Below are 14,378 nucleotides of genomic sequence, written 5' to 3'. Positions count from 1 at the left end.
TGAACTAACTGCTTTTTTTGTTATTTATAATGTAATATTGGGAATATAATATTGCTTAAATAACTTAATAGCATATTGATCTGTTAAGCCTGCTACATAATCAACTACATCACGTGTAGAGTAAAACGCTTTACCTGTTTCACAGCCTTCCATATCATTAGGGTGTTCCATGAAGTGAGTAAATAGATTTTTCACCACATGGGATGCCTTTTTGCGATCTGGAATTAAAGCTGGTGCCAAATATACATGTTTAAACATAAATTGACGGAATAGATTCATCGTCATTTCCACATCAGCAGACATAGATATAGCTGGCTTATCCAAGGATTCGCGTACCATATCCTCTACCATTGCAGTAATCATACTGGATGGAGTCATACCAAAATGTTCGCGCACTTCAAAAGGCAACGCCTCTGCCGTCAACATACCTGCTCGCTGTGCATCATCAAAATCATGGCACAAATACGCAATACGGTCTACAATACGAATAATTTGACCTTCTAAGGTCACAGGAATTGTAGCCCCTGTATGACCTACGATGCCATCACGTACAGCAGTTGTTAAATTAAGACCTTGATGGTCACCATGCTTTTCTAAAACCTCAACCATACGCAAACTTTGTTCATTATGATTAAAGTGACCAACCATATCACGTAACGCATATTCACCTACATGACCAAATGGGGTATGTCCCACATCATGACCCATAGCGATAGCTTCTACTAAATCTTCATTGAGTCGCAACGCACGAGCCACTGTACGACCTATTTGTCCTACCTCAAGGGTATGGGTCATACGCGTCCGATAATGGTCACCTGGCGCAATATAAACTTGTGTCTTATGCTTTAACCGCCTAAAACATTTACTGTGAATAATGCGGTCCCGATCACGTTGAAAGGCAGTTCTAAGTGGATCGGGTGCTTCCTCTAAATCACGGATGGCATCACGGCTTTTAGCTGCATAGGGAGAGAGGAGTAAAACCTCCCTCTCCTCTATTTGTTCCCGTATATTCATTTACCCTCCGATGCACGGTTTTTATCGATCAATTGCATAACTAGAGATGCTGTTTCTTCGATAGATTTATTAGAAACATCTAGCACTTGGCAATGTAAACGACGCATAATAGCTTTTGCATATTCTAATTCAGATTGAATACGCTCAATAGATGCGTAGTTTGCTTCGTCTTCAAGACCGATAGCACGCAAACGTTCACTACGAATATTATTTAATTTGAATGGGTCAATAATAAGGCCCACGATTTTCTTTGCTGGAATTTTAAATAATTCCTCTGGTAATGGTACCTCAGGTACTAATGGCAAATTGGCAGCTTTAATCTTTTTGTAGGCCAAGAACATAGACAATGGTGTCTTACTTGTTCTAGATACACCAATAATAACTACATCGGCCTTTTCAAAGCCAGATGGATTTTTACCATCGTCATATTTTACGGCAAATTCAATGGCTTCTACCTTTTTGAAGTATTCTTGGTCAAGCTTATGAACCATACCAGCTGTCATACGAGGCTTTGTGGATGCAACAGTACCTACAGCATCGAGAACTGGGCCCATAATATCGACAGCAGGAATATTGTATTCCGCCACTTTTTCATGAAGATATTTACGTAAAGTCTCAGATACGATGGTATGACAAATAACATGATTACCACGTTTTGCATCTGCTATAACTTCATCAATTTGGCTTTCACTATCAATATAAGGAATACGAACAATTTCAATTTGTTCCTTATCATATTGACTCGCCGTAGCTCTTGCTACAGCCTCTGCGGTCTCCCCAAGGGAGTCCGATATTGCATAAATAATTTTTTCTGCCATTCTATCAACCTCAATGTATGCTACATTCTAAAAATACTTTCGCTACCGTCGTTTTAGATACACGGCCTACAACCTTTAGACGTTTCTTGTTTTCCACATCCTCGCGAACGACAACAGGTAAACAATCCACTTCATAATCTATCATCTTCTGTGCAGCCTCTACTAATGTATCAGTAGGCTCCACAGTTATAACCTTGCTCACAGGGGTCATAATCATAGATATAGGCATTGTGTGCGAATCTGTTTGCCCCATAGAGGCACGCAACAAGTCCTTACGAGATACTACACCTACTAAATAGGAATCATCACACACTAGAATAGTCCCTACATCTTCAGTAAATATAGTAACAATCGTATCATACAAACTTGTATCCCCATTGACCACGACGGCTTGAGATAATACATCACTTACCAGAAATGATTTTAATCGCTCCGCCGTTTGTGTTTCTTTTGAAAGTCCCACATAGTAGTAACCTACATTCGGACGCGCATCTAAAACACCTAGCATAGTTAACACCGATAAATCTGAACGCAATGCAGATCTAGTAACCTCTAAATGTTCAGCAATAGCACTGCCCGTTACAGGCCCTTCTTCACGAACGATTTGAGCAATTTGTTCTTGTCGTTTCGACAGTTTCACACGGTAACCCCCTTTCATCTCTGTTTGTATTATATCCTAAGTTACCATTCAGAAAAAGAGGAGACCAACGGGCCTCCTCTTTCAATACCACTATATGATTACCAAGTTAAGTCATCAGTTTCTTGACGACCACGACCAGTCATAGCATCGAGCATAATTCGTTGTTCGATTTGAGCCACCATTTTCTTAGTGTTCACAACCGCATCTGGATTAACAGAAATAGAGTCGATACCACTCTTCACGAGGAATTCGCAAAGTTCAGGATACACACTTGGCGCTTGGCCACAGATGGATACAGTTTTACCATCTTTGTGAGCCACTTCGATGAGATGGCGAATCGCTCTGCGAACTGCTAGATTCCGTTCATCATAGATATGTTGAACTGTTTCATTATCACGGTCACAGCCAAGAACGAGCATAGTCAAATCGTTAGAACCGATGGAATAACCATCTACATATTTATTGAATTGATCAGCTAAGATAATATTTGCTGGAATTTCAGCCATAAGCCAGATTTTGAAATCTTTACCGCGTACAAGGCCTTCTTGAGCCATTAAGTTAGTAACAAGTTCAGCTTCCTCTACAGTACGGCAGAATGGAATCATAACTTGTAAGTTTTTGAAACCAAATTCGTTACGTACTTTTTTGATTGCTTCTAATTCTAATTTGAAAGCAGGTGTATATTTTGGATCATAGTAGCGAGCTGCACCACGCCAGCCAAGTAATGCACTGGATTCATGTGGTTCATATTTGTCGCCACCGTTGAGATCACGGTATTCGCTAGATTTGAAGTCGCTCAAACGAACTACTACTTGGCGAGGAGCTAATGCTTGACACACTTTACGCATACCTTCTGCCAATGTATTAACCGCAAAGTCACTGCGACCAGTTTCAATAAGGTGTAATGGGTGTTCGTGAATGAAAGTAGTCCAAATGAACTCTTCACGCATTAGACCAATACCATCACATGGTAATACACCATGTTTTTCAGCTAAATCAGGATTGCCTAAATTCATGTAAATCTTAGTGCCTGTTACAGGAACATATTCAGTGGCAACACTTGCAGTAGCTTGTGCTTCTGGCTTTTTAACGATATCTTCTAATACGCCATCATATACGATACCATTTGTAGCATCAACAGTAATCATTTGACCATCTTTAATGGATGTTGTTGCTTCATGGCTACGACTCTTAGTACCTACGATACAAGGAATACCAAGCTCACGGCTAACGATAGACGCGTGACAAGTCATACCACCAGCATCAGTAACGATTGCTTTTGCCTTTTTCATTGCTGGTACCCAGTCAGGAGCTGTCATAGCTGTGACAAGGATTTCGCCTTCTTTGAATTCATCAATGTCCTCAGGATTGATGATAACATGAGCTTTACCGGCTGCATTACCAGGGGAAGCTGGCAAACCTTTTACAATAATTTCACGATTACCTGCATCTAATGTGCTAGGTTTTTCAGTTATTTTTGGTTTTTCTTTACGGGACCAAACTGTTTCTGGGCGAGCTTGTAAAATCCAAATTTTACCGTCTCGTTCATCTACGCCCCACTCCATATCCATGTAACAACCATAATGTTTTTCGATTGCTTTTGCGTATTTAGCAAGCTCCAAAACTTGGGCATCTGTAATAACTTGTTGTTTAGCTTCATCTGCTGGAACAACTTCTTCAACGCAATCGCCGTCAGCTTTACGAACTAAGCGGATATGTTTGTCATTAATCATGCGGTCTGTAATTTCCATTTTCTCTTTATCTACATGGAAATTATCTGGTGTAACTGTACCTTGTACAACGTACTCACCAAGCCCCCAAGAACCTTCGATAAGGATGTTGTTATCGTTGCCTGTTACAAGGTCAACAGTGAACATTACGCCAGCGGCTTTAGAGAATACCATCATTTGAACGGCAGCACTCAATGCTACTGTCATATGATCGAAACCTTGTTTTACACGGTAGTATGTTGCACGGTCTGTGAAAGTAGATGCGTAGCATTCTTTTACTTTCTCGATGATAACGTCAGCGCCACGTACATTTAAATATGTATCTTGTTGGCCTGCAAAGCTTGCGTCTGGCAAGTCTTCTGCTGTTGCACTAGAACGAACTGCTACGAATGGATTTTCTTCGTTTACTTTTTTACCAAGTTCTTCATAAGCATGACGGATAGCATCTGCCAATTCTTTTGGCATTTCTTCTTCGCAAATCATGCGGCGAATTTTAGCACATACTTCACGCAATAATGCAGAATTTTCTACATCATCTAACGCATCAAGTTCAGCGCGGATTTTATCTTCCAAACCTGTTGCTTTCATAAACTCACGATAACCATGAGCAGTTGTAGCAAAACCGTAAGGTACAGGTACATTAGTGGAGGATGTCAATTCCCCTAAGGAAGAAGACTTACCACCAACTAAATTAACATCTTCACGTTGTAATTCATCAAACCAAAGTACGTATGCTGTTTCGCGATTCATGTGAGAACCTCCTAGTCAATTAGTGCAACACATTAAACCTTTTACACATAAATAGTATACCTTAATTTGTAATCTGTCAATTTATATAAGGATTATTATGCAAATAAATCTCCTTATATATATCTAAAAAGTTTTTTAGCACTCGCCCCGTTAGTCCCCATATGGTGTATTGTTTATAGGGATAGAAATAAACGGAGTAGTTTTGTCTAATTTTCCAGTCTATGTTGTAGCCTTCTAATAAATGGAATGGAAAATCTTTCAATGGTCTTGTAGCTATATCTAGATGACCTACAGTTGGCTCCATCTCTAATAGATATTGTAATGGAACGGTGAATACCTCTCCTACTTCATCAGGATTTGGTTTTAAATCACTTGTATGTAGGCGTACGGCTACGGCATATAGTTTTACCCCTATAGCAGATACCAAGCAGTCTAAATTACCAAGTAATTCTATTTTGTCTAAATCTATACCTAGTTCTTCAGAGCACTCACGCATGGCAGCATGAGCACCACTTTTATCATTAGGTTCACAGTGGCCACCAGGAAAGCTAATTTCACCAGGCTGACGGCGGAGTTTGTTACTGCGCACAGTAAAGACTACATGATCTTCCCCATCGATATCTAATAATGGAACCGCTACTGCCGCAGTTATAATATCGATATCTGTAAGAACAGTATGTTCTCGTTTTTCTAGGAAATTAGATAGTTTCTTGTCCATATATGGTCCTCTTACTTTATAGTAAAATTAATATAATATCTGTATAAATGTTTTATGTATCAAGTTAGTATTTTATATTTATCTGTTATATTCATTATACATTAACTTGTACCTAAATTTTGGAGTTACTATTAATAGATACAATAGAGGAAAATCTTATAAAGAAAATGGACAAAAAAACTGTGATGAGGTTTCTACCCCATCACAGTTTTATATTAGTTAAATTTAATTTTTATAAATTTACGTTTACCTACTTGAACGATCATGCCCTCTTCAAGGGTAAGGTTTTCTTCTGTATATTTTTCTCCATTTACTTTAAAAGCACCAGCTTTAATGGAGCGACGTGCTTCGCCATTAGAGGCAGTTAACCCAGCATCTGTACAGAATTGTGGTACAAAGATTGGTTCTGTTGGCGCATCTATAGCGTATTCAGGAATATCTGTAGGCAACGCGCGTTGTTGGAATACGCGTTTGAATTCTTCTTCTGCTTCGAGAGCAGCTTCTTCACCATGGTACAAACGAACGATGGTACGAGCTAATTGCATTTTAGCATCACGTGGATGTAATTCACCACTTTCAAGACGTTTTTCCATATCTTCTTGCTCTTCGATTGGCATATCTGTAACGAGCATGAAATAGCGCATCATCAATTCATCAGGAATGGACATTGCTTTACCGTACATTTCTTTAGGCTCTTCGTCAATACCGATGTAGTTACCTAAAGATTTACTCATTTTTTGAACACCGTCAAGGCCTTCAAGCAATGGCATTGTGATAACAACTTGTGGTTCTTGACCTTCTAATTCTTGTAAATGACGACCCATTAACAAGTTGAAAGTTTGGTCTGTACCACCAAATTCAACGTCAGCATGTAAAGCAACGGAATCATGACCTTGCATCAACGGATACATAAATTCATGAACACCGATTGCACGACCTTCTTTGAAACGTTTATTGAAATCATCACGTTCCATCATACGCGCTACAGTGTAAGAACTTGCCAAGCGAAGTACATCAGCAAAGTTCATGGATTCAAGCCATTCACTGTTGTCACGAACGATAGTTTTTTCAGGATCCAACACTTTGAAGATTTGAGTTTTATATGTTTCAGCATTTTTCAATACTTCTTCTTTTGTAAGTGGTGGACGAGTAACGCTTTTACCAGTAGGATCACCAATACGAGCAGTGAAACCACCGATAACGATTACGACTTGATGACCAAATTCTTGGAACAAACGTAGTTTACGAAGTGGTACTGTATGGCCTAAATGAATATCTGGCGCTGTTGGGTCCAAACCCAATTTTACAACTAAAGGTTTATTTTCCTTAATGGATTTTTCTATTTTCTTTACAAGATCTTGTTCGTTAATTAAATCTGCTACGCCGTGTTTAATTTGGCGCACTTGTTCTTGAGCACTAACCATGATAATCCTCCTCGAAATACTATTGTTTTAGTATACCATTATCTAAAAACTTTCACAATTATATATATAGTATTGGTTTTAAGCCTTTTATGATATAATATTTATAACTGCGTAATAGAATTTACGTTATATTTACTAACAAAAGAAAAAAGAGGTGACTCTATGAGTAATAACTCAAATGCGAGAAGCAGCCGCCGTTCTAATGGTAGCGGCTCTACACCGAAGAAAACAAGTCCGAAGCGTCTATTTTGGATTTGTGCCCTTCTCCTTATACTCATCGTAGCCGGAGGTGGCTGTGGTTTTATCAGTGCCACACTGTCTAACCTACCAGATGTATCCAATGTACGTCCTTCCGCATCGTCTCAAATTTACGATGTCCATGGTAATCTCATCACAACGGTTCATTCCACAGAGAATCGATTACCAGTACCTTTAAAAGATGTACCAAAGGATTTACAAAATGCCTTTGTTGCTACTGAGGACTCTCGCTTCTATTCCCATCACGGTATCGACCCTGTTGGTATCTTGCGTGCTGTATGGGTTAACATTGTTCATAGTGGCGTATCTGAAGGTGGTTCTACAATCACTCAACAGTTAGCGCGTAATGCATTCTTATCTCAAGACAGAACATTTAAACGTAAAATTTCTGAAGCATTGCTAGCACTTAAAATTGAACAACATTACACTAAAGATGAAATCCTTGAAATGTACATGAACCAAATTTACTTTGGCCAAGGTGCATACGGTGTACAATCTGCAGCTCATGTATACTTTGGTAAGGATGCTAGCCAATTAACGCTAGCTCAAGCAGCACTCATTGCAGGCTTACCACAAAGTCCTAACTACTACTCTCCATTCAATGATTTGGAAGCTAGTAAAAAACGTCAAGCTGTTGTATTAGGCCAAATGGTTAAATACGGTTACATTACACAAGAGCAAGCTGATGAAGCACGTCAAGCAGATTTAGGCTTAGTGGCAAAACAAGAACAAACGCATGAAAAATCTAATGCATCTTACTTCATCAACTATGTTATTGCACAAGTTTCTGAGAAATATGGCGATGATGCAATCTATAAAGATGGTTTAAAAATTTATACAACTCTTGATATGGATGCACAAAATGCAGCTGTAGCAGCAATGCAAAACTTGCCTAATTACTACACTGATAGCAATGGTTTACATCAACCACAAGGTGCTATCGTAGCTATGAACCCTCATAATGGTTACATTATGGCTATGGTTGGTGGCCGCGGTGATGATGCATTTAACCGTGCTACACAAGCAGAACGTCAACCAGGTTCCAGTATGAAGCCATTTGTATATTTAGCAGCTATTCAATCTGGTAAAACTCCTGGTTCTATTGTAGATGATAGCCCTGTTACATTTGGTAACTGGAGCCCTAAAAACTATGAAAATGACTTTGTAGGTAATATTACATATCGCTATGCATTACAACATTCTCGTAACGTAGCTGCCGTAAAAGTTGCTGATGAAGTAGGCATGTCTAAGATTATTAAACTTGCCAAAGAAATGGGTATCACTACCCTTACAGATCAAGATAATAACTTGTCTACTGCACTTGGTGGTTTAACTCATGGTGTAACACCTCTTGAAATGGTTCAAGCTTATGGTGTACTCGCTAATGGTGGTATCAAGGTTCAACCTACGGCAATCGTTAAAATTGTTGATCGCAACGGCCAAGTGGTGGAGGAAAACTCCATCCAAGAAAAACGCGTTGTAGACGAAAAAGATGCAGCAATCATTACAAATATGCTAGAATCCGTTATAAATGGCGGTACTGGTGGTAATGCCGCAATCGGTCGTCCTGCAGCAGGTAAAACTGGTACAACAGATGATTCCAAGGATGCTTGGTTCGTTGGTTACACGCCTGATTTAGTAGCTGCCGTTTGGATTGGTGATGACTATGGCTCGGAAACATTACGAGGCATGACCGGTGGTGACACACCTGCTATTATGTGGGGCCAATTCATGGCAAATGCTCTTGCCAATACCCCTGCTTCTGACTTCCCTGTTCCTTCTAGTGCTCAATCAGCAATCGCTGAAGGTTATTTCAATCCTGTGAAAGTACAGCCGAAAAAAGAAGCTGCTAAGGACGAAAAAGCAGACAAAAAAGACGATAAAGACAAATCGAAAGATGAAGCTGTAAAAGATGACAGTGGCTCAAAAGATGATGCAACTGAACAGAAATCTAATTCATCCAAAAGTAAAAAGTCTAGTAAAAAAGATCGTTAATCTCATACGTTAAAGGAGTGGAACATGTGTTCCGCTCCTTTCTTTTACGTAAAAAAAGGTAGTAAGTTCAAAGAACTTACTACCTTTTCTATTTCTATATATGTATATAGCTATACCCCATAATCAATTTGATAGACGATAATAATTTACTGTATTATCTATAACTATATCACTATTGAGTAGCTTTATTTCAGAACTACATTAGTAGCTCCTGCACCACCTTCATCATAGCCTGCTGTTTCAAAGTGGGCTACATGCGGTAAGGTACGCAAATATTGATGAACACCTTCTCGTAATGCACCAGTTCCCTTACCATGGATAATACGTACTTGGCTAACACCACCCAGCAAGGCTTGGTCAATAAATCTACCAACAGATACTGTCGCTTCATCTACGGTTTGACCGAGAATATTGATTTCAGTGCGAACCTCTTTTTGGCGTTGTACAGCAGAACCACCCATACGTTTTCGTGTCTTAGGCATGGATGCCTTTTGTTCACGAGCCAGCTTATTGCCTTCTTCACGTGTAGTAGATTGTAATTCGCTAACCTTAACTGTAGCTGTTAATCCATTAATATCTACATTCACTCGATTACCATTGATAGACAATACAGTACCTAATGAGCGCAATGACGTAACATACACAGCTTGGCCCACCTTAATAGCATCTGCTGTCAAGGACTTACGATCATCATCTACTGGAGCTTCCGGTACATGTACATTAGAAATGCCCTTACGTGCAGCATTAATAGCAGATTGACGCTTATCCTTATTTGTTTCGGAGAATTGCGATTTCAATTGCTTGATAATCGCTTCCCCTTCTACGCGTAAACTACGTTTTATAGCTTCTGCATCTGCTTGAGCCTTGGCTAAGATTTGTTTACGTTTTTCATTAAACTGTTTCTTTTCCTTCTCTAATTGGCCGCGCATGCGACGTGTTTCGTCCAGCTCTTTCTTTAATGCTCTTTCACGTTCAGAGGCTTTACGAAGTTGTTCATTTAAGTCGGAAAGAACTTCTTCCATTTCATGACTGCCAAATTGAGATTTATACTCTGCAGCACGTGTTACGATGTCTTTTGGTAAGCCTAAACGAGCCACAATACTCAACGCATGGCTACTACCAGCTACACCGATATGAAGTCGATACGTAGGCTTTAATGTACGCTCATCAAACTCTACGTGGCCATTTTCAATCCCTTCTGTATGGTACGCATAATTTTTAAGCTCATTATAATGGGTACTTACCATCATAAGGGCGCCTTTTTTACGGAAGAACTCAAGGATAGATACAGCAAGTGCACTACCTTCCTCTGGATCTGTACCAGAACCTAGCTCATCAAGCAACACCAAATCATTAGGTCCACAATGTTTAATGATAGAAATAACTTGTGTCATATGAGCAGAAAACGTACTAAGGCTTGCTTCAATACTTTGTTCATCCCCAATATCGGCAAAGATATTATGGAATATTGGCAACATAGAGCCGTGATCAGCAGGAATAAATAAACCACATTGGTTCATTAAACTCAATAACCCTAATGTTTTAAGGGAGACTGTTTTACCGCCTGTATTAGAACCAGTAATCAATAAAATACGGTAAGATGTACCTAATTGAATATTTGTAGGCACTACCACATTCGGTGGGATTAATGGGTGCCGAGCTCTCATGAGATTGACAGTTCTATCAGTACTCAAGATGGCCGGTACACCCTTATAAGCAATAGCAAGGCTCGCCTTACCATATACAAATTCGATGTGTGATACCTTTTCACAGGCATCCATCAAATCATTACTATGTTGTTTTACAAGGGCTGATAACTCACGGTAAATACGCAATACCTCTTGCTCTTCACCAATCAACGCCTCTTGTAATTCATTATTTAGATTCACCAAGCGCATCGGTTCAATATAGAGTGTTTGACCCGTTGCAGAACGGTCGTGAATAAGACCATCAAAGTATTGGCGATACTCCTGTTTTACAGGTATTACGTAGCGATTATTACGCTGCGTAATAATCATTTCTTGGAAATACTTTTGATTATCCTTGTCGTGCAAGATAGCTTGAATGTCATTTTTAATCTTTTCACGTGTTTTAATAATCGTATTTCTAAGGCTCGCTAATTTAGGAGATGCTGTATCAAGCAATTCCCCTTTTTCATCAAAAACGCGTTTAAAACGGTTTTCAATGCGATCTGTATTCGGCATATCCTGTACCCATAGGGATAGCAATGGATATTCCATATATTTTGTTCTAAAGAACTTTGTCATCCGCTTATAAGCACCAATGGTCAAGTAAATATCCCACAATGCTTCACGAGTAAGGACAAAGTCTTTGCGACTCTTTTTACAGGATTCGCGAATATCTCGCGTACCACCTAACGGTTGTTCTACCTCAGTTTGTAAAGAACGCATGGCTTCTGCTGTTTCATCAAGGTTCTCTTGAATAGCTTTAGCATCTGTCATAGGTTCGATGTGCATGGCTAATTCTTTAGCAATGGTAGAACTACAATGTTGTTGTAATTGTTCTTTTATATGGTGAAAGTCTAATACATCTTCGTTAAACAATGTACTACCTCTTTTATAAAATACCTCTAAAATAGTGGCCCCTTGTAATAGGCGTATCATCCTTGCCTACACTTTTAGGAGGAGCCTCTTTTGTTCCATTTTGAATGGATACATAATCTGCTACGATAGTACGTAATCTCTTTGGATCCATATGACGTCCATCGATGCGCAAAATATGTAGCCCTTTTCGATGTAACTCTGGCACATACGCGCGCATATCCATTTCATGACTATTCATGATGTGCATACGGCAATACGGATCCGTACGAAGTGGGAACACTTCCCCTTTACGGTCCCTCAATGCGTAATCTTCCTTTACACACGGCATAGGACAGTTTTCCTTTTTACCAGTCCCTACAAAGCTAGCGATGGCACAGTATTCAGAAATCATCATTTCCGTATACCCATGAACCATAACCTCTAATGGCAAATTAGTAGATTTTTGTAAGCTTACGAGTTGCGTCAATGTTAACTCTAAGGATGGTGCTACGCTACTCATATGTAAATCTTCCCATACTTGTAAGGCGGAGCCATTAAATATGTTAAGACCTGTATCGGCTTCAATAGCACCTGTATACCCTAAGTCACGAAGCCATAATAACGCTTGAGGGACGTGAATAGAAATACTATCTGGTTTCGCCTCAACTATGGCCTTAAGGGTATTCATATACGCCTCAACTTCATCATCTTTCACAACCCGAGGCGTAGCAAATACACAAAGTACATTATGGTCTTTACAAAGCTTAGCCACCTGCTCGTAGATGCTAAGTTCATAAGGCTTACGTTGTAAACGGTCACCACCGAAGATAATCTTCTTAGCGCCCCCTTCAATAGCTGCTTTCACAGCCTCTAGTTCATCAACGCGAGCACTCACCATAGGCTCAGAATATTGAACCTTATCCTTAGCAACCATAGATGACATATCTTGAGGTTCTATAGCCAGCTCAGCCCAAGCCGTTTCATGGTCTGTAATCAATAAATTTTCTAGTGATTCTACAGCATCTCGGCGCAATGCATTTAACACACTAGCTGGCCACATATAAGGTCCATCAGGAATAGACATAGAGCCAAGCGTAAACAATGTATTGCCTAATCTACCTACTTGGTCTGTCACCTTCTCTAATGTAGTCGGTTTGTTATTAGCATAAACAGGTTCAAACTCATTAGATACTGTCACAGTACGACCATCATTTAATACAAAGGTAAGGTCTGTGCAAGGTTGTTCTCGGTCTGTATTAATAGATAGATAACCATGTACCTCTAATTTAGCACTAAAATCTTGTAAGCCTCGTTGCTTTTGAGATTTTGGCGTAGATGCTAAAAATACTTGTCCCGCTGCAAACCCTTCATCAGGTTTGCCTACAAAATGCTTTTCATCCATTAAGGACCAATTCTGATCTATTTGATAATACGTAATACTACCAGAATCTTGCATTACCTTTAAAAGTGATCCTTTTTCAATCGGTTCTGTTAGGAATAAATGAACTTGTCCCTTTTTGACCTCTGCTTTACCAATTAATTTGCCTTGATTATTTGGAGCTACAACAGTCATCATAGATTTCCCTACATGGTCTGTTAAATAATCTGTAGAGAAGCCACGATTAAACCCAGATGCCAATGCATCGGCATCAGCAGCATCCATATGAGCTGTATCTAAAATATGACGATAAGTCCCAATGACTTGGCGCACATAGGAAACCTTTTTCATACGCCCTTCTACCTTAAAGGACGTAACACCGGCCGCCACAAGTTCATTCATATATTCACTATAGTTAAGATCCTTTGGACTTAATAGATAGGCTTCGTGTTTTGGCAACAAGCTAGTACCTGAAGAATCCAATAGCTCATAAGGCAACCGACAAGGCTGTGCACAAGCACCACGGTTACCACTGCGACCACCGATGAAAGAACTCATTAAGCATTGACCAGAATAACATACGCACAACGCACCGTGTACAAAGACTTCGATTTCAGCTGTACAGTTCTTGCAAATATGTTCAATTTCAGCGAGGCTTAATTCACGAGCTAAAACGACACGTGTAAAACCGAGACTTTCATAAAAACGAACCGCATCGAGCGTAGCTGCAGTCATTTGTGTACTGCCATGTAAGTGTAATTTAGGAGCCACTCGCTGCGCCAATTTAGCCACTGCTAAATCTTGAACGATGATAGCATCCACGCCGATGCGCTCTAAGTCCTTTAAATATGCCTCAAGAGCAGATAATTCGGAGTCACCTATGAGAATATTTACCGTTACATATACAGACACATCTAGAATATGGGCCAAGCGAATAGCCTCGGTTAATTCCTCAATTCCAAAGTTTGCTGCATGAGCTCGGGCATTAAAACCTTTGCCACCAAGATAAATGGCATCTGCTCCAGATTCTAAAGCGGCTATAAAGTTTTCCATCGTACCGGCAGGAGCCAATAATTCCATGGACAGTCCTTTCTACCTAACTAAAGGCAT

At 39.7% G+C, this 14,378-nt stretch carries 9 protein-coding genes; 1 reads left to right on the top strand and 8 read right to left on the bottom strand.

Annotated features, from left to right (window positions below; translation table 11 throughout):
• Positions 1–24: 24 nt before the first annotated feature.
• The 6 genes from PK1910_RS01925 to tyrS all read right to left on the bottom strand — a co-directional run bounded on the left by PK1910_RS01925 (position 25) and on the right by tyrS (position 7,094).
• On the bottom strand, positions 25–1,014 hold the full coding sequence (locus PK1910_RS01925; RefSeq protein ID WP_287511130.1) for a deoxyguanosinetriphosphate triphosphohydrolase: 990 nt from the start codon (positions 1,012–1,014) through the stop codon (positions 25–27).
• Positions 1,011–1,832 carry a pyruvate, water dikinase regulatory protein gene (locus tag PK1910_RS01920; RefSeq protein WP_005386331.1) on the bottom strand — a complete coding sequence of 274 codons (822 nt, stop codon included), beginning with the start codon at positions 1,830–1,832 and terminating at the stop codon, positions 1,011–1,013. Before PK1910_RS01920 ends, PK1910_RS01925 begins: the two co-directional genes overlap by 4 nt.
• A gap of 10 nt (positions 1,833–1,842) precedes the next feature.
• On the bottom strand, positions 1,843–2,472 hold the full coding sequence (locus tag PK1910_RS01915; protein WP_174683254.1) for a helix-turn-helix transcriptional regulator: 630 nt from the start codon (positions 2,470–2,472) through the stop codon (positions 1,843–1,845).
• 98 nt (positions 2,473–2,570) lie between these two features.
• Positions 2,571–4,952, bottom strand: a complete 2,382-nt coding sequence (ppsA, locus tag PK1910_RS01910; protein WP_287511126.1) for a phosphoenolpyruvate synthase — start codon at positions 4,950–4,952, stop codon at positions 2,571–2,573.
• Positions 4,953–5,028: 76 nt separating this feature from the next.
• Positions 5,029–5,670, bottom strand: a complete 642-nt coding sequence (locus PK1910_RS01905; RefSeq protein ID WP_287511124.1) for an NUDIX hydrolase — start codon at positions 5,668–5,670, stop codon at positions 5,029–5,031.
• Positions 5,671–5,885: 215 nt separating this feature from the next.
• Positions 5,886–7,094, bottom strand: a complete 1,209-nt coding sequence (tyrS, locus tag PK1910_RS01900; protein ID WP_287511123.1) for a tyrosine--tRNA ligase — start codon at positions 7,092–7,094, stop codon at positions 5,886–5,888.
• Between the two features lie 162 nt (positions 7,095–7,256).
• On the opposite strand from tyrS, the gene PK1910_RS01895 reads away from it, so the two are divergent.
• The gene (locus tag PK1910_RS01895; protein WP_287511121.1) at positions 7,257–9,347 is read left to right on the top strand and encodes a transglycosylase domain-containing protein; all 2,091 of its coding nucleotides are present in this window, start codon (positions 7,257–7,259) and stop codon (positions 9,345–9,347) included.
• A gap of 185 nt (positions 9,348–9,532) precedes the next feature.
• Here PK1910_RS01895 and PK1910_RS01890 read toward each other — a convergent pair whose 3' ends face one another.
• Both PK1910_RS01890 and PK1910_RS01885 read right to left on the bottom strand, forming a co-directional pair.
• Positions 9,533–11,911 (bottom strand): endonuclease MutS2, encoded by a 2,379-nt coding sequence (locus tag PK1910_RS01890; protein ID WP_414617156.1) that lies wholly within the window; start codon positions 11,909–11,911, stop codon positions 9,533–9,535.
• 13 nt (positions 11,912–11,924) lie between these two features.
• Positions 11,925–14,348 carry a DUF3656 domain-containing U32 family peptidase gene (locus PK1910_RS01885; RefSeq protein WP_287511117.1) on the bottom strand — a complete coding sequence of 808 codons (2,424 nt, stop codon included), beginning with the start codon at positions 14,346–14,348 and terminating at the stop codon, positions 11,925–11,927.
• Positions 14,349–14,378 lie beyond the last annotated feature (30 nt).

It is taken from the genome of Veillonella parvula (genome assembly GCF_036456085.1).
In the GTDB taxonomy this organism is placed as follows: domain Bacteria; phylum Bacillota; class Negativicutes; order Veillonellales; family Veillonellaceae; genus Veillonella; species Veillonella parvula_E.
The sequence above is the reverse complement of the archived record's forward strand: the minus strand, read 5'-3'. Positions and strand labels throughout refer to the sequence as shown.